Here is a 15956-nt window from a genome sequence, read left to right as displayed (position 1 = left end):
TACGACGTCGTGATCCCCGCCGGAACCCCCGCCGTCCCGTCCTATGCGTCCGGGATCTCGGACACCCCGCTGCTCGGCGACACCATCGGGGACAACCTCGACCGCACGGCCGCCCGGGTCCCGGACAACGACGCGCTCGTCGAGGTGCAGACCGGGCGCCGCTGGACCTACCGCGAGCTGCGGGCCGCCGTCGACGACCTGGCCACCGGGCTGCTCGCGACCGGGCTCACCGTGGGGGACCGGCTCGGGATCTGGTCGCCGAACACCGCGGAGTGGACGCTGACCCAGTTCGCGACGGCCAAGATCGACGTCGTCCTGGTCAACATCAACCCGTCCTACCGGACCCACGAGCTGGAGTTCGTGCTCAAGCAGGCCGGGATCTCGACGTTGGTGTCGGCGTCGTCGTTCAAGACCTCCGACTACGAGAAGATGATCGCCGAGGTCCGGCCGAACTGCCCCGACCTGGAGCAGGTCGTGATCACCGGATCGCCCGAGTGGGACGCGCTGGCCGCGGGCGACGCCTCCCGCCGCGACGAGCTGGCGCAGGTCCAGGCGTCGCTGACGGCCGACGACCCGATCAACATCCAGTACACGTCCGGGACGACCGGGTTCCCGAAGGGCGCGACGCTGTCGCACCACAACATCCTCAACAACGGCTACTACGTCGGCCGGACCTGCGGCTACACCGAGGCCGACCGGGTCTGCATCCCGGTGCCCTTCTACCACTGCTTCGGCATGGTCATGGGCAACCTCGCCTGCTCCACCAGCGGCGCGACGATGGTCGTCCCGGCGCAGGGCTTCGACCCGAAGGCGACCCTGCACGCCGTGCAGCAGGAGCGCTGCACTTCGCTCTACGGGGTGCCGACGATGTTCATCGCCGAGCTCAACGACCCGGACTTCGGTTCCTACGACCTGTCCACCCTGCGCACCGGGATCATGGCCGGCTCGCCGTGCCCGGTCGAGGTGATGAAGCAGGTCGTCGACCGGATGGGCATGACCGAGGTGACCATCGCCTACGGCATGACCGAGACCAGCCCGGTGTCGACCCAGACCCGCGCCGACGACACCCTCGAACGGCGGGTGTCCACGGTCGGGCGGGTGCACCCGCACCTGGAGGTCAAGGTCGTCGACCCGGAGACGGGCCGGACGCTGCCCCGTGGCGAGCCCGGCGAGCTGTGCACCCGCGGCTACTCGGTGATGCTGGGCTACTGGGAGCAGCCGGAGAAGACCGCCGAGGTCATCGACCGCGCCCGCTGGATGCACACCGGCGACCTCGCCGTGATGGACGACGAGGGCTACCTCAACATCACCGGCCGGATCAAGGACATGGTCATCCGCGGCGGGGAGAACGTGTACCCGCGCGAGATCGAGGAGTTCCTCTACACCCCCCCGACGTCGTCGACGCCCAGGTCATCGGGGTCCCCGACGAGCGCTACGGCGAGGAGCTCTGCGCCTGGGTGGTGCTGCGCGAGGGCGCGGCGACCATGACCGCCGACACGCTGCGCGAGTTCGCCACCGGGAAGCTGGCGCACTACAAGATCCCGCGCTACGTGCTCGTCGTCGACGAGTTCCCGATGACGGTCACCGGCAAGGTCCGCAAGGTCGAGATGCGCGAGAAGTCGGTCGGGCTGCTGGACCTGGAGGGTGCGGCGAACGTCCGAAACGCCTGACCCCGGACGGGTTCCCAGGCGTACCATCGGTGACGGCGCGTCCGGGGAGCCCGGGCGCGTTTGTCGTGCACGCAGCAACACAGCAAGCAGGAATCGAGGACGACGGTGCCCACCGGCAGGGTGAAGTGGTACGACGCGGAGAAGGGCTTCGGGTTCCTCTCCCAGGACGGCGGTGAGGACGTCTACGTGCGCAAGGCGGCGCTGCTGTCCGGCGTGGAGGCGCTCAAGTCCGGCCAGCGGGTCGAGTTCGGGATGGCCGAGGGCCGCCGCGGTCCGCAGGCGCTGTCCGTGCGCATCGTCGAGAAGCAGGCGTCCGCGGTGGAGAACACCCGCCGCCCGGCCGAGGAGCTGCACGGCCTCATCGAGGACATGATGGGGCTGCTGGAGAACAAGATCCAGCCGGCGCTGCGGCACGGGCGCTACCCCGACCGCAAGACCTGCAAGCTGGCCGCCGAGGCCGTGCGGGCCGTGGCCCGCGACCTGGACGGCTGACCCACCCGCCCCGCCGGGCCGCAGCGGGGCGGGGCGGGGCGGAATGGTCGCCGGGGCGGGCGGCGTTGGGGCGGGTGTGCGCCTGTCGATGTTGGACCGCTCGCGGACGCGGGCCGGGGAGCCCGACGCCGCCGCGGTCCGCGGGACGGTGTCGCGCGCGGTGCGCGCCGAGCAGCTCGGCTACCACCGGTTCTGGGTGGCCGAGCACCACGCCGTGCCCGGGATCGCGTCGGGCAGCCCGCCGGTCCTGATGGCCGCGGTGGGCGCGGCGACGTCGCGGATCCGGGTCGGCTCGGGCGGGATCATGCTGCCCAACCACCAGCCGCTCGTCGTCGCGGAGCAGGTCGCGTTGCTGGAGGCGCTGCACCCCGGGCGGATCGACCTGGGGATCGGGCGCTCGCCCGGGTTCACCGAGCCGGTGCGCCGTGCCCTGCGTGCCGGGGCCGCGGACGACGCCGCGTTCCGCGCCGCCCTCGACGAGCTGCGCGCCTACCTCGACGGCAGCGGCCCGGTCACCGCCCGGCCGCGGCTGGAGCACGCCGTGCCGCTGTTCCTGCTCGCGACCGGGGCGGGCCTGGCCCTGGCCGGTGACCTGGGGCTGCCCGTCGTCGTCGGCGGCCCGGTGCTCGACGACCCGGCGACGCTGGCGGACTACCGCGAGCGGGCCGGGGACGCGGCGCACCTCGTGGTGTCCGTCGACGTGCTCGTCGGGGACCCGCAGCTGGCGCTGTCCGAGGCGTGGGCGCACGCCGCGGCCTGCACCACCGGCGAGTTCCCGCCGCTGGAACCGCCGGACCCGAGGCGGGTGACCACCCGGCGCCAGCGGGAGACCGTGGACCGGGCGCTGGCCCGCTCCGTCGTCGGCGACGAGGACACGGTCGCCGAGCGCCTCGACGACCTCGTGACCCGCACCGGCGCCGACGAGCTGCTGGTGTTCTCCTCGACCCACGACCGCGACGCGCAGGCCGACTCCGACGCCGCGTTGGCCCGGCTGCTCGGCGCGGGCCGCTGAGACCCGGCTCGCTACGGCTCGGACCCGGGGCGGTGCCGCTGGGACCGGGGACGGTGCCGCTGGGACCGGGGTCCGTGCCGCTGGGACCGGGGTCCGTGCCCGCTCAGCCCTGCTCGCCGACCAGGACCCACGTCGCGCGGACCGGGAACTGGATGTCGGTGCTCTCCGGGTCGATCGACGGCGGCGCCCCGAACACCTGCACCTGCGCGGTGACGAGCCGGTCGCCCGGCTCGGGCAGGGACAGCGTGAAGTCGGTGCGGGTGCCCGGCGCGGCGATCGCGCTGCGCTGCTGGACCGGGGTCGGGTCGGTACCGCGGGTGAACGCGTAGGCGACCTGCCAGGGCGCGGAGGAGACCTCCTCGGGCACCGTGATGCGGACCTCCGTCCCGGGCGGGACCGGCGCGGTCACCCGGGCGTTCGGGGCGTCCTGGCAGTTCTGCAGGCTGGTGTCGCAGAACTGGGTGGGTGCGGCGACCAGCGCGGTGCCGCCGACGTCGAACGTCACCGTCGGGGCCGCGCCACCGCACCCGGCGAGGACGAGGGCGGCCGCGGCCAGGGTCCCGGCCAGCACACCGGCGGACCGGCGGGGGCGCGGTCGGGGGCGGGTGATCACGCCGACCAGCGTACGGACCGGGGCCCGGCGGGCGGGCCGGCCCTCAGCGGGCGACGGCGGCCGGGCGCGGCCCCAGCCCCGGCACCAGCGAGGTGCCGCGGCGCACCAGGGCGGCCTGCAGCGCGAACACCGCCACCACCCCGGTCACGATCACGAACCCGGTGCGGAACGTGTCGTGCGGGGCGAGCACCCCGATCGCGCCGCCCAGCACCCAGGCCAGCTGCAGCACGGTCTCCGACCGCCCGAACGCCGACGCCCGCGCGTGCTCGGGCAGGTCGCGCTGCACCACCGCGTCGAGGCAGACCTTCGCCAGCGCGCTCGCCGTGGACGCGACCAGCGCCGCGACCACCGCCGTCGGCACGCCCGGCAGCAGCGCCACCGCCGCCGCGGCCAGCACCGCCGCCGCGGCCGCGGCCAGCACCACCGGCTCGACCCGGGAGAAGCGGCTGCGCGCGCCCACCGCGTTGCCGACGAACAGCCCGACGCCGGCGGCCGCACCGACCATCCCGATCACCACCAGCTGGCCGGCGGGGTCGCCGTCGGGTGACCGTTCGGCCCCGGCCTTCACCACGAAGGCGACGAACAGCGTGAGGAACCCGGTCAGCACCCGCACCGTGCTCGTGCCCCACAGCGCGACGAGCACTGCCCGGGTGGCGGGGACGCGGGAGCGGCGCGAGCCCGGGCGGGCGGCGGGCACCGCGGCGGTCACCTCGCCCGCGGTCGATTCGACCCACCGGGGGATCCGCAGGCAGAGCACCGCGCCGGCGACCCCGAGCAGCGCCGTCCACCACAGCGGCCCGGCCCCACCCGCGACCAGCGCAGCCCCGCCGGCGACGGCCCCGGCGACCCCGCCCGCGGCCATCCCGAACGTGGTGAGCCGGGAGTTCGTCGTCGCCAGGGTGATCGTCGAGGGCAGCACCCGCGGGGTCACGGCCGCCTTGAGCACCAGGAACGACTTGGACAGCACCATGATCCCCAGCGCGGCCGGGTAGAGCAGCCAGTCGTCGAGGTGGAACACCAGCACCACCGCGAGCACCGCGCGCCCGGCGCAGGACACCGCCATCGCGATTCGCCTGCCCCGCTGCAACCGGTCCAGCGCGGGACCGATCACCGGCGCCACCAGCGCGAACGGTGCGACGGTGATCGCCAGGTAGAGCGCGACGTTCGCGGTGGACTCCGCCGTCGCCGCCGCGAAGAACAGCGTGTTCGCCAGCGCGACGGCGACCGCCGCGTCGAGTGCGTAGGTCAGCATCGTGGCGTAGGTGAGCGCCGTCAGCCCGGACCGGTCGGCGCCGTCGGCGGTCGCGGCGCGCCGGAACAGTGCGACCGCGCGCCCGCCCAGCTCGCGGGTGCGGTGCACGGCGACCCGGGTGACCGTCGGCCTGCGGGGGACGGAGGCCGGGCCGGGGCGGGGCAGCTCGTCGGTGGCGGCACCGGCGGGGCGCCCGCGGCGCAGCGCCGGGTCCGAGGCGATCGGGGTCGTGGCCGGAGCCCTGACCGGGGTGGTGCGCGGGTCCCGGCCACGTCTCGACGCGGCCGCCCGGCGGCGGCTGCGGAACGGGATCGGTGCCACCCGGTCATTGTGCAGGCGGGTACCGACGGTTCCGGCGATCCCGGCGGGTGGTGTCACCCGGCCGGCGCAGCGTGCGTCAGGCCGGGGGCACCGGGAGCCGCACCCGGAACGTCGTCGGCCACAGCTTGCCGGTGAGCAGGTACTCGTCGCCGTCGACGTGGGCGATGCCGTTGAGCACGTCGGAACCGGCCCGCTGCCCGGCCGGCAGCAGCCCGGTCGCGTCGACGACGGCGTCGACGACCCCGGTCGCCGGGTCGATCCGCACGATGTCGTCGGTCTGCCAGACGTTGGCCCACACCCGGTCCTCGACGCACTCCAGCTCGTTGAGCCGGGTCACCGGGACGCCGTCCAGCGTGACGGCCACCGAGCCGGTCGCCGCCAGGTCGGCCGGATCGTGGAAGAACAGGCGGTCACTGCCGTCCGAGCGCACCACCCGGTCGCCGAGCAGGCACAGCCCCCAGCCCTCGCCGTCGACGGGCACCTCGCGCAGCGGCCGCAGCGTCGCGCGGTCCCACTCGACCGCCACCCCGTCCTGCCAGGTCAGCTGCCAGATCCGGTCCCCGACGACGGTGATGCCCTCCCCGAAGTAGGCCGGCGGCAGCGGGCTGGCCGCCCGCACCGCACCCGTCGCCGGGTCCAGCGCGCGCAGCTGTGAGCGCCCCACCCGGCCGGTCCCCTCGTAGAGCGTGCCGTCGCGCAGCTCCAGGCCCTGGGTGAACGCCTGCGGGTCGTGCGGGATCTCGGCCAGGACCTGCGGCCGGACCACCGGTACCGGGCCCGGGGCGGGCAGTCCGGGCGCCGGGGCGGCGGCACCGCAGGCCACCAGGGCCAGCACGAGGGCCGGCAGGAGGGGGAGCAGGCCCGTCGCGGACGGGCGGGGGAGCAGCGCTCGGGCGGGCACCCGCCCAGGATGCCCGGGCGCGGGTGGCACACTGGTGAGGTGAGCACTGGTGAGGTGGGTGTCGAGGTCGGCGACTGCGGTGACGAGCGGGCGGAGACGCCGCAGCCCAGGGTGACTCCCGCGCCGTCGCACCTGTTCGACGCGGTGGACGAGGCGCGGGCCGCGGCCGTCGAGGAGGCAGCCGACGAGCTGGGAGCCGACGCGGCCGTGGCCGCCGTCGGCGCGCACCTGGGCACGACCGTCGAGGACGACGGCTCGGTCACCCACTCCTTCGCCGCGCACCTGCCCGGCTACCGCGGCTGGCGCTGGGCGGTCACCGTCGCCGCCGCGGCCGACGACGGCCCGGTGACGGTCTCGGAGTCGGTGCTGCTGCCCGGCTCGACCGCGCTCGTCGCCCCCGACTGGGTGCCGTGGGACCAGCGCGTGCGTCCCGGCGACCTCAAGCCCGGCGACCTGCTGCCCACCCCGGCCGACGACCCGCGCCTGGTGCCGGGCTACGTCGACTCCGGGGACCCGGCCGTCGACGCGCTCGCCCGCGAGGTCGGGCTCGGCCGCGAACGGGTGCTGTCCTACGAGGGCCGCATCGCCGCCGCCGAACGCTGGCAGGACGGGGAGCGCGGCCCGGCCGCCGACCTCGCCCGGTCCGCGCCGGCGTCCTGCGGGACCTGCGGGTTCCTGGTGCCGCTCGCCGGGTCGCTGCACGGGGTGTTCGGGGTCTGCGCGAACGGCTCCTCCCCGGCCGACGCCCAGGTCGTCGCAGTCGAGTTCGGCTGTGGCGCGCACTCCTCGGTCACCGAGCCGTCCGGCTCCCCGGTCCACGTCTCGGCGCTGGTCTACGACGACGGCGTCGACCTCGAGCCGGTCGGGTCCTGAGCCCCACCGGCGTCGCGGACGGCACCGACCCGTTCGGCACGGCGGCGCTGCGGGACGGGGTCCTGACGGCCTGGTCGTCGTCGCCGACCCGGTTCCGGGAGGACGTCAACGCCGAGGACGACCTGCGCCGCGGTGGCTACGCCGACACCTGGGTCGCCGAGCTGCTCCAGAACGCCGCCGACGCCGCGCTCGCCGCGGACCTGCCCGGCCGGGTCCGGGCGGTCGTGGTGGACGGTGAGCTGCGCGTCGCCAACACCGGGGCCCCGCTCGACGGCGCCGGGGTCGCCGCGCTCGCCGCGCTGCGGGCCTCGGCCAAGCGGGACACCGCAGGCGCCACCGGCCGCTTCGGCGTCGGGTTCGCCGCGGCCCTCGCCGTCTGCACCGCGCCGCGCCTGGTGACCGCCGCGTGCGGCGTCGCGTTCTCCGCCGCCCGGACCGCGGTCGAGGTGGCCGCACTGGGCGGCGAGGCGGCCGCCGAGCTGGCCCGCGACGCCCGGGTGCCGGTGCTGCGGCTGGCCTGGCCCGCGCCGGAGGAGGAGCCGCCGCCGCCCGGGTTCGCCACCGAGGTCCGGCTGCGTCCGGTACCCGGCATCGACCCGCACGACCTGCTCGACGAGCTCGCCCGTACCGCCGGTGACCTGCTGCTGGCGCTCCCGGGGCTGGAGTCGGTGACCGCGGGCCCGGTGACCGTCGCCCGCACCGACCTCGGCGACGGCCGGGTGCGGGTCGGGGACACCGGGTACCTGCTGGTGACCGGGGACGCGGGCGTCCGCTGGGCGCTGCGATTGCGCGGCGACCGGCCCGCCCCGTACGGACCCGACGACGGCGAGGTCCTGCACGCACCCACCCGCAGCGCCGAGCAGCTGTCGCTGCCCGCCCGGCTGATCGCGCCGTTCCCGCTCGACCCGGACCGCCGCCGGATCCGTGCCGACGACCCGGCCGTCGACGTGCTGGTGGACGCCGCGGCGGCCGCCTACGCCGACCTCGTCCGGCGGGTCGACCCCGCCGACCGCGCCGGGCTGGTGCCGGAGCCGGGCTTCCCGCGCTCGCCGCTCGACGGCCGACTCCGCGACGCCCTCCTCGCCACCCTCACCCACACCCCGTGGCTCCCCGCCGCCGCATCCCCCACCGGCACCGCACCGGCGGCGGCGGCGGAGGACGCAGAGGACGGCACGGAGGACGACGCGGGACTGCTCGCGCCGAATCGGGCGGAGTGGCTCGACGTACCCGCCGACGGGCTGCCCGAGCTGCTCGCCGCGTGCGACCCGGCGTTCTCCCGGCTCGTCGCGTCCGGGTTCGTCCCGCCCACCGCGCTCGGCGTGGACCGGGTCGGCGCGGCCGCGCTGGCCGAGCGGCTGACCGGCGTCGAGGCGGCTCCCGGCTGGTGGCGGGAGCTGTACGCGGCCCTCGCCCCGGCCGTCGACACCGTCCCGGGGCTGGCGGCCGAGCTGGGCGCGCTGCCCGTCCCACTCGTCGACGGTCGTCTGGTGCCCGGGCCCGCCTCGGTGCTGCTCCCCGACGGCGACGCCCCGGCCGCCGTGACGGCGCTCCCCGAGCTGCGGATCGCCCACCCCGACGCCGTCCATCCGCTGCTGCGCCGTCTCGGTGCCGCCGACGCCGACCGCGACACCCTGCTCGACGCCCCCGCCCTGCACGCGGCCGTCGAGCGGTCCGTCGACGACGCCGAGGCCGGCCTGGACACCACCGCGGCGGCCCGTGCCGTCCTCGCCCTGCTCGACACCCCCGCCGCCGCGCCGGACCCGCGGTTCGGGTCCCTGGCGCTCACCGACGACGACGGCCGCCCCGCCCGCGCCGACGAGCTCGTCCTGCTCGACGCCGCCGTCCGGGACCTGCTCGACCCGGACGCCCCGGTCGGCGTGCTGGGGCCGGAGTGGGCCGACGTGTCCCGCGACGCCCTGGTCGCCGCGGGCGTGCTGGACCGGTTCACGGTCGTCCCGTTCGACCCCGACGTGCTGCACGACGCCGAGCACTACCCCGACGACGGTGACACCCCGCCCGCCGTGCGCGACCTCGACCTCGTCGCCGACGACCGCTGGCCCGCGGCGCTGGCCCTGCTCGCCGCCGACCGCGACACCCGGGCGGCGCTGCTCACCGGCTACACCGCCTGGTGGCTGTCGCGCCACGTCCGCCTCGACGGCCGGCTGCCCAGCACGTGGCGGCTGCGCTCGGCGACCGGTCTGGCCGGGCTCTACGACGAGGTCGCGGCCCTGCCCGGCGTCGACGACGCGGTGCTCGCCGCGGTCGGGGTCCGGGACCGGGTCGTCGTCGACGGGCCGGACGAGGTCGTCGAACTGCTCGACCGGCTGGCCGACCCGGCCCGCACGGTGAGCGGGGAGGTCGCCGCGGCCGCCTACGCCGCGCTCGCCGCGGCCGTCGCCGACGGGCGGGTGGACCTCGACGACGTCGACCCGCCGGACCGGGTCCGCACGGCGACCGGGCAGGTCGCGCCGACCGATCGCGCCGTCGTCCTCGACGCGCCGTGGGTGCTGCCCGCGCTGGACGCGGTGCCCGCGGTCCCCGGCGGGCCCGATCCGGCCGCGCTCGCGGAGCTGCTCGACGCGCCGCTGGCCTCGGACCGGGTCGCCGGGACGGCCCGCGGCACCGGCACCCTCGGCCCGTGGACGGCCGACCCCGAGGTCGCCGCGGTACTGGCCGCGCTGGGGGAACCCGCGCCCCCGGGGCGGCTGCACCGGCACGAGGAGCTGGTCGTCGACCTCGACGACGGCGGGACGGTGACCGTCCCGGCGTGGCCCGGCCGCGGCGACGACTGGCACGCCGCCGACCCGCTGCGGGCGCTGGTGGCTGCGCTGGCGCTCCGGCGCCGTGTCAGGATGCTCGGGTGAGTGAACGACTGCCCCGACGTGTCGCGGTGCTGTCGGTGCACACCTCCCCGACCGAGCAGCCCGGCACCGGCGACGCCGGCGGGATGAACGTCTACGTCGCACAGACGGCGATCCGGATGGCCCGCCGCGGCGTCGAGGCGGAGATCTTCACCCGCGCCACGTCGTCGGAGCAGCCGTCGACGGTCGAGCTGGAGCCGGGCGCGACGGTCCGGTTCGTCGCCGCGGGCCCCTTCGAGGGGCTCGGCAAGGACGACCTGCCGAGCCAGCTGTGCGCCTTCACCGCCGGGGTGCTGCGGGCCGAGGCCCGGCACGACCCGGGCTGGTACGACGTCGTGCACTCCCACTACTGGCTGTCCGGCCAGGTCGGGTGGCTGGCCCGGGACCGCTGGGGGGTGCCGCTGGTGCACTCCGCGCACACCCTGGCCAAGGTCAAGAACGCCGCGCTCGCCGCCGGGGACACCCCCGAGCCGCGGGTCCGGGTGATCGGCGAGGACCAGGTCGTCGCGGAGGCGGACCGGCTGGTGGCGAACACCGAGATCGAGTCCAAGCAGCTGCTCGACCTCTACGACGCCGACCCCCACCGCACCGTCACCATCCCGCCGGGGGTGGACACCGACCGCTTCCGGCCCGGCGACCGGGCCGCGGCCCGCGCCGAGCTGGGGCTCCCGGCCGAGGCCGTGGTGCTGGCGTTCGTCGGGCGCATCCAGCGCCTGAAGGCCCCCGACGTGCTGCTGCGCGCCGCCGCCGAGCTGGTCGCGCGGGTACCGGGGCTGCGTGAACGCCTCGTCGTGCTCGTCGCGGGCGGGCCGTCGGGGTCGGGGCTGGCCGAGCCGACCTCGCTGCACGAGCTGGCCGCCGAGCTGGGGATCACCGATCTGGTCCGGTTCCTGCCGCCGCGGGCCGGCGACGAGCTGGTGACGGTCTACCGGGCGGCCGACGTCGTCGCCGTCCCGAGCCACAACGAGTCGTTCGGGCTGGTCGCGCTGGAGGCCCAGGCCTGCGGGACGCCGGTGGTGGCCACCCGGGTGGGCGGGCTGCCGGTCGCCGTCGCCGAGGGCCGGTCCGGGCTGCTCGTCACCGGGCACGACATCTCCGACTGGGCCGACGCGCTGGGCGAGTTCGCGCTCGACCCGGGCCGTCGCGAGCAGATGGGGCGGACCGCGGCGACGCACGCGCACCGCTTCTCCTGGGACCGGACGACCGACGCCCTGCTGGGCGCCTACGACGAGGCCCGCACCGAGTTCGCGGCGCGGCGACGGGGGGACGCATGAGCGAGCTGGAGCAGCGGATCGGGGCCGCGCTCGCCGACTCCGGGGCCGAGTACGTCCACCGTGGACCCGGGCAGTGGCTGGTCACCCTCCCCGGCGAGGCCAGGCTCCAGACCCAGACCTGGCTGATCCTGCGCGAACAGACCCTCGCGGTGCAGGCGTTCGTGTGCCGCAGGCCCGACGAGAACCACGAGGGCGTCTACCGGTTCATGCTGCTGCGCAACGCCAAGCTCTACGGCGTGCACTACTGCCTGGACCGGGTCGGGGACATCCACCTCGTCGGGCGGCTGGCGCGGCACGCCGTCACCGCGGACGAGCTCGACCGCGTCCTCGGATCGGTGCTGGAGGCCGCCGACGGCGACTTCAACACCTTCCTGGAGCTGGGCTTCGCCTCCTCCATCCGCCGCGAGTACGCCTGGCGTACCGAACACGGCGAGTCCACGGCGAACCTCACGGCGTTCGAGCACCTGTTCGACGACTGACCCTCACGGGCGGTCCGCCGCCCGCGGCGGGCCGGCCGGCAGCGACACCCTGGCCCGATCGTTGATGCCCACGAGCAGCACGGTGGTGTCATCGGTCAGGGCGGTCCAGCGGTGGTCCACACCGGCGGAGCAGTACAACGCGGCGCCCGCGGCGAGCTCGAACTCCTCGTCGCCGGCCCAGACCCGCGCGGTCCCGCGCACGACGTAGAGCAGCTCGTCGTGCGGGTGGCGGAAGGAGTCCCCGGCGCGGCCCGTGCTGCCGGTGAACTCCAGCGCGTGCAGGTGCCGATCCCCGCGGACGAGGGTGCGGACCCGGCCCGCCCCGTCGGCGATGGCGTTGTCCTCCGGTGCGACGACGTCGACCCGGCCCGCCTCCTCCGCGGCCGAGAGCAGCGCGACGGCGGTGGTGTCCAGGGCCGCGGCCAGTGCCTGCAGCGACCGCATGCTGGGCGCGGCCCTGCCGTTCTCCACCTGGGACAGGAAGGGGACGGACAGGCCGCTGGCCGCGGCCACGTCGGCGAGGGTGGCGCGGCGCTCCCGGCGCAGCGCGCGGACGACGGCGCCCACCTGAGGCCCTGACATGTCACACACCTTTCACACACGGGCCTGGTCTCCCGGCCCGGACTGGCTCAAACTTTTGATGTCAAAAGTTTGATCCCTGTGGGAGGTTCTCATGGACCAGTGGACGCTGGCACGGCGGCGCACCGGACTGATCGGGCACGATCCGGAGCACGCGTTCCCCGGGTACACCCTGTACACGCCGCTGGCGGCGGGTGGCGCGGAGACCGGCCTGGTGCGGCTGGTGGACATGGCGGGCACCGTCGTTCACGAGTGGCGGCCACCGTGGCGGGCGGGCAGACACGCGCGGATCCTCCCGAACGGGAACCTGGCGTACAACGGTGTGCATCCCGACGGCCCGGAGCTCTTCCCGTTCTGGGAGAAGTACCGCGGCGGGGTGATGGCCGAGCTCGCCCCCGACGGCACCGTCGTGCGCGAGCACCGCGACCCGCTCGCCCACCACGACGCGCACCACCTCGGCGACGGCCGCGTGCTCTACACGGTGCTGGAGGAGCTCGGGCCGGCCGCCTCGGAGGCGGTCCGCGGGGGCGTCCCCGGCACCGAGCACGCGGGCGCGGTGTACGCCGACGTGATCACCGAGGTCGACGCCGACGGGACCGAGACGTGGCGCTGGCACGCCGCCGAGCACCTCGACCCCGACGAGTACCCGCTCGGGGCGCACTACCCGCGCGAGCACTGGCCCCTGGTCAACAGCGTCGTGCCGATGGCCGACGGCACCGTGCTCGCCAGCCTGCGGTCGGTCTCCGCGGTGATCGTGATCGACCGGGCCAGCGGGAAGGTCCTGCGCCGGTCGGCGCCCGGCACGGTGTCCCAGCAGCACCACGCCCAGGAGCTCCCGGACGGCAACATCCTGGTCTTCGACAACGGCGTGTTCCGGCCGGGGGAGAGCGTCCCCTTCAGCAGGGTGGTCGAGCTGGACCCCGACCTGCACGAGGTCGTGTGGAGCTGGCGGGACCCGCAGCCCGAGGCGTTCTTCACCCCGTTCATGGGAGCCGTCCAGCGGCTGCCGGGCGGCAACACCCTGATCACCGAGTCCGGGTTCGGCAGGCTGTTCGAGGTGACCGGGGAGGGCAGGGTCTGCTGGGAGTACGTGCTGCCCGAGATCGGCACCTACGCCGACGAACGGGTCCGGCGGAACTTCCCCGGGCCGTCGAACGCGTTGTTCCGGGCCTACCGGTACGCCCCCGACGAGCTGCCCTGGCTGGACCGGTGAGCGCGCCGACGGTCGACCCGACCGGGCAGCGGGTGCCGCTGCGGGTGCTGGCGCCGCTGTCCGTGCAGCACCTGCTGGTGATGGTGGCCGGGCCGGTCTCGTCGGCCTTCCTGCTGTCCGCCGCGCTGGAGCTCGACGCCGCCGCCGGGGCCCGCCTGCTCGCCGCGCTGCTGCTGGTGTCGGGGATCGGCACGGCACTGCAGTCCATCGGTCCGTTCGGGATCGGGGCCCGGCTGCCCTTCGTGATGCTGCCCGGTGGGGCGGCGGTGGCCCTGTTCGCGCAGATCGCGCGGGAAGCGGGACCGGCCGCGGCGAGTGGCGCGGTCGTGGTCACCGGGCTGGCCGTCGTCGTGCTGGCGCCGGTGTTCACCCGGCTCATGCGGTTCTTCCCGCCGGTGGTGCTCGGGACGATGATCATCGTCGTCGGCGTCAACCTGGTGAAGATCAACGCTGGGCTCGTGTCGGACACCCCGGCGGGACCGTCGCCGTGGGCGCTCGCGCTGGTCGCGGTCACGGTGGGCACGATGGTCGTCGCCCATCGGGTCCTGCCCGGTGGCCTGAGAGCGTGTTTGGAAATTCTAGTGGGTTGAGGGTGTCGTGTGTTTCTGCTGGCGGGTGGCGGGGTATCCACGGGCGATGCGGCGGGTGATGGTGTTGATCGCGGCCCAGCGGATCATGGCTTCGGATGTGGTGGGGTGGCGTTCGTAGTCTCGGGCCAGGCGTCGGTGTGCGGTGAGCCAGGCCAGGGTCCGTTCGACCACCCACCTTCGTGGGAGGACGGTGAATCCGCGCTGCTCGGGTGGCTTGCGGATGATCTCGATCGTTGTCTGCAGGATCGTGGCGGCCCAGTCGAGCAGTCGCCCGGCGAAGCCGGCGTCGGCGTAGACGAACCGCACCCTGGTGCGCAGGTAGAGGTTGAGCAGGATCGGCTTGGCGCCGTCGCGGTCCTGTACCGAGGCCGAGCACACCATCGTGGTCAGCAGCAGACCGAGGGTGTCGGTCACGATGAACCGTTTCCGTCCGCCTGTCTTCTTCCCGGCGTCGTAGCCGCGGGAGTCCTGGCCGACGGTGTCGGCGCCCTTGACCGACTGGGAATCGATGATCCCCGCACTCGGCTCCGGATCACGGCCCTCGGCGATACGTAACTGCCCCCGCACGACCGGGAGGATCTTCTCGGTGACCTTCTGCTGTTCCCACTGGTTGAAGTACCAGTAGACGGTCTGCCAGGGCGGGAAGTCCACCGGCAACGCCCGCCAGGCACACCCGGTCCGCACGACATACAAGATCGCGTCCAGCACGTCCCGACGAGCATGAGCAACAGGCCGCCCCCGCCGCGCGAGCGGCGGTAACAACGGCTCGATCACCACCCACTGGGCATCACTGGTGTCCGAGGGGTACCGGCGCGGTCGTTCCTGCATGCCGACCACGATGGAGCACCCCAGCCGTGTCGACCATCCCGACACACCCACCATTTCCAAACACGCTCTGAGCCGGCTCGCGGTCCTGCTCGGCATCGTCGCCGGGGCCGTGGTGGCCGCGGTCGCGGGGCGGATCACCCCGCCGGCGCCCGGTCCGCTGCTGGCGCTGCCCGAGCCCTTCCCGTTCGGCGCGCCCGAGCTCCTGCTGCCCGCGATGGTGCCGCTGCTGTTGTTCTCGATCGGCGCGATGGCCGAGGCGGCCGGGCAGACGATGCTCACCGCCGAGGCGGTGGACCGGCCGGTGGGTCGGCACGACGTCACCCGGACCGTGCGGGGCGACGGGGTCACCTCGGTGCTCGCCGGGCTCCTCGGGGGACCGCTGATGGTCACCAGCGGCGAGAACATCGGCATCGTCCGGCTGTCGCGGGTGCGCAGCCGGTACGTCACCGTCGGCACGGCCGTGCTGCTCGTGGTGCTGTCGGTGTGTGCCCCGGTCGCCCGCTGGGTCGCGGCCGTGCCGAGCGCGGTGGTCGGCGCCGCGGGTGTGGTGGTCTTCGCGATGGTCGCCGCGCTCGGCGTCGGCATGGTCGCCCGGAGCGGGCTCGGCGACGACCGGGCGCTGATGACGGCGACGCTCGCCCTGGCGGCCGGTCCTGATGCCGACGGTCTACCAGGCGCTCCCGGTCACACTGCGGCTCGTCCTGGGCAGCGGCGTGACGATGGCCGCGCTGGTCGGGGCCCTGGCCCACCAACTGCTGCGTCGCACGGAGCCACAGCCGGAGACGCGGCCGGAGGCGCAGGCGGAGCCACGGACGGAGCCACGACCGGAAGGGTGAGCGGCGGGGTCACCCGGCCCGACGGGGCCCCGCACGGCACCTCGCCACCGGCCTTCCGGTCCGGCAGCGGTCCCGGCCCGTTCCGCGGGACCGGACCTCCCCGGCCGGTCCCGCGGTGCCGTCCTGGCACGGCCGCCCCTCATGGGCGATGATCGGCGTCGC

13 protein-coding genes and 2 pseudogenes are annotated in these 15956 nt (G+C 75.3%); 10 read left to right on the top strand and 5 right to left on the bottom strand.

The window, feature by feature from the left end:
* The first annotated feature begins 9 nt into the window (after window positions 1-9).
* The 3 genes and pseudogenes from KPL57_RS53545 (at window position 10) to KPL57_RS53535 (ending at window position 3174) form a co-directional block, all read left to right on the top strand.
* Window positions 10-1670, top strand: a pseudogene (locus tag KPL57_RS53545) (AMP-binding protein).
* 105 nt (window positions 1671-1775) lie between these two features.
* Complete coding sequence (locus KPL57_RS53540; protein ID WP_226358067.1) at window positions 1776-2162, top strand: cold-shock protein; 387 nt, start codon at window positions 1776-1778, stop codon at window positions 2160-2162.
* An 88-nt stretch (window positions 2163-2250) separates the two neighbouring features.
* On the top strand, window positions 2251-3174 hold the full coding sequence (locus KPL57_RS53535; protein ID WP_264199731.1) for an MsnO8 family LLM class oxidoreductase: 924 nt from the start codon (window positions 2251-2253) through the stop codon (window positions 3172-3174).
* Window positions 3175-3277: 103 nt separating this feature from the next.
* Here the strand turns inward: KPL57_RS53535 and KPL57_RS53530 are convergent, their stop codons facing one another.
* From KPL57_RS53530 to KPL57_RS53520, 3 genes are all read right to left on the bottom strand, one after another.
* Window positions 3278-3787 (bottom strand): DUF2771 family protein, encoded by a 510-nt coding sequence (locus KPL57_RS53530; RefSeq protein ID WP_060710416.1) that lies wholly within the window; start codon window positions 3785-3787, stop codon window positions 3278-3280.
* Between the two features lie 43 nt (window positions 3788-3830).
* Window positions 3831-5360 carry an MFS transporter gene (locus tag KPL57_RS53525; protein WP_226358065.1) on the bottom strand — a complete coding sequence of 510 codons (1530 nt, stop codon included), beginning with the start codon at window positions 5358-5360 and terminating at the stop codon, window positions 3831-3833.
* Window positions 5361-5436: 76 nt separating this feature from the next.
* Window positions 5437-6261, bottom strand: coding sequence for a glutaminyl-peptide cyclotransferase (locus KPL57_RS53520; RefSeq protein ID WP_226358064.1), 825 nt, complete (start codon window positions 6259-6261; stop codon window positions 5437-5439).
* A gap of 39 nt (window positions 6262-6300) precedes the next feature.
* Between KPL57_RS53520 and KPL57_RS53515 the strand changes: the two genes are divergently transcribed.
* From KPL57_RS53515 to KPL57_RS53500, 4 genes are read left to right on the top strand one after another with little or no spacing between them, the layout of a single operon-like run.
* Complete coding sequence (locus tag KPL57_RS53515) at window positions 6301-7134, top strand: DUF3027 domain-containing protein (RefSeq protein WP_308253133.1); 834 nt, start codon at window positions 6301-6303, stop codon at window positions 7132-7134.
* Window positions 7032-9998 carry a sacsin N-terminal ATP-binding-like domain-containing protein gene (locus KPL57_RS53510; RefSeq protein WP_374203918.1) on the top strand — a complete coding sequence of 989 codons (2967 nt, stop codon included), beginning with the start codon at window positions 7032-7034 and terminating at the stop codon, window positions 9996-9998. Before KPL57_RS53515 ends, KPL57_RS53510 begins: the two co-directional genes overlap by 103 nt.
* The gene (gene mshA / locus KPL57_RS53505; protein ID WP_226358062.1) at window positions 9995-11269 is read left to right on the top strand and encodes a D-inositol-3-phosphate glycosyltransferase; all 1275 of its coding nucleotides are present in this window, start codon (window positions 9995-9997) and stop codon (window positions 11267-11269) included. Before KPL57_RS53510 ends, mshA begins: the two co-directional genes overlap by 4 nt.
* Window positions 11266-11748, top strand: coding sequence for a YbjN domain-containing protein (locus KPL57_RS53500; RefSeq protein WP_020625459.1), 483 nt, complete (start codon window positions 11266-11268; stop codon window positions 11746-11748). Before mshA ends, KPL57_RS53500 begins: the two co-directional genes overlap by 4 nt.
* Window positions 11749-11751: 3 nt before the next feature.
* Here the strand turns inward: KPL57_RS53500 and KPL57_RS53495 are convergent, their stop codons facing one another.
* Window positions 11752-12330, bottom strand: coding sequence for a helix-turn-helix domain-containing protein (locus KPL57_RS53495; protein ID WP_226358061.1), 579 nt, complete (start codon window positions 12328-12330; stop codon window positions 11752-11754).
* 91 nt (window positions 12331-12421) lie between these two features.
* Here KPL57_RS53495 and KPL57_RS53490 point away from each other — a divergent pair, with 91 nt between their 5' ends.
* Together KPL57_RS53490 and KPL57_RS53485 are read left to right on the top strand one after the other, a co-directional pair.
* Entirely contained in the window at window positions 12422-13540 is a 1119-nt protein-coding gene (locus KPL57_RS53490; protein WP_226358060.1) for an aryl-sulfate sulfotransferase, read from the top strand.
* Complete coding sequence (locus KPL57_RS53485; protein WP_226358059.1) at window positions 13537-14130, top strand: solute carrier family 23 protein; 594 nt, start codon at window positions 13537-13539, stop codon at window positions 14128-14130. The genes KPL57_RS53490 and KPL57_RS53485 overlap by 4 nt, the downstream gene beginning before the upstream one ends.
* Here the strand turns inward: KPL57_RS53485 and KPL57_RS53480 are convergent.
* Window positions 14103-15012, bottom strand: a pseudogene (locus tag KPL57_RS53480) (IS5 family transposase); the annotation flags it as partial. The gene KPL57_RS53485 and the pseudogene KPL57_RS53480 sit on opposite strands and share 28 nt — an antisense overlap.
* On the opposite strand from KPL57_RS53480, the gene KPL57_RS53475 reads away from it, so the two are divergent.
* Window positions 14957-15946: a solute carrier family 23 protein gene (locus KPL57_RS53475; RefSeq protein ID WP_226358058.1), complete on the top strand. Its 990-nt coding sequence runs from the start codon at window positions 14957-14959 to the stop codon at window positions 15944-15946. The pseudogene KPL57_RS53480 and the gene KPL57_RS53475 overlap by 56 nt on opposite strands.
* The last annotated feature ends 10 nt before the right edge of the window (window positions 15947-15956 follow it).

Source organism: Pseudonocardia sp. ICBG601, assembly GCF_020496245.1.
This window is presented reverse-complemented; position numbering and strand designations above follow the sequence as displayed.

Excerpts from the sequence above, each read along its gene's own strand:
- KPL57_RS53535 (WP_264199731.1), top strand. The coding sequence starts at position 2,251 with ATGTTGGACCGCTCGCGGACGCGGGCCGGGGAGCCCGACGCCGCCGCG.
- KPL57_RS53500 (WP_020625459.1), top strand. The coding sequence starts at position 11,266 with ATGAGCGAGCTGGAGCAGCGGATCGGGGCCGCGCTCGCCGACTCCGGG.
- KPL57_RS53495 (WP_226358061.1), bottom strand. The coding sequence starts at position 12,330 with ATGTCAGGGCCTCAGGTGGGCGCCGTCGTCCGCGCGCTGCGCCGGGAG.
- KPL57_RS53490 (WP_226358060.1), top strand. The coding sequence starts at position 12,422 with ATGGACCAGTGGACGCTGGCACGGCGGCGCACCGGACTGATCGGGCAC.
- KPL57_RS53475 (WP_226358058.1), top strand. The coding sequence starts at position 14,957 with ATGCCGACCACGATGGAGCACCCCAGCCGTGTCGACCATCCCGACACA.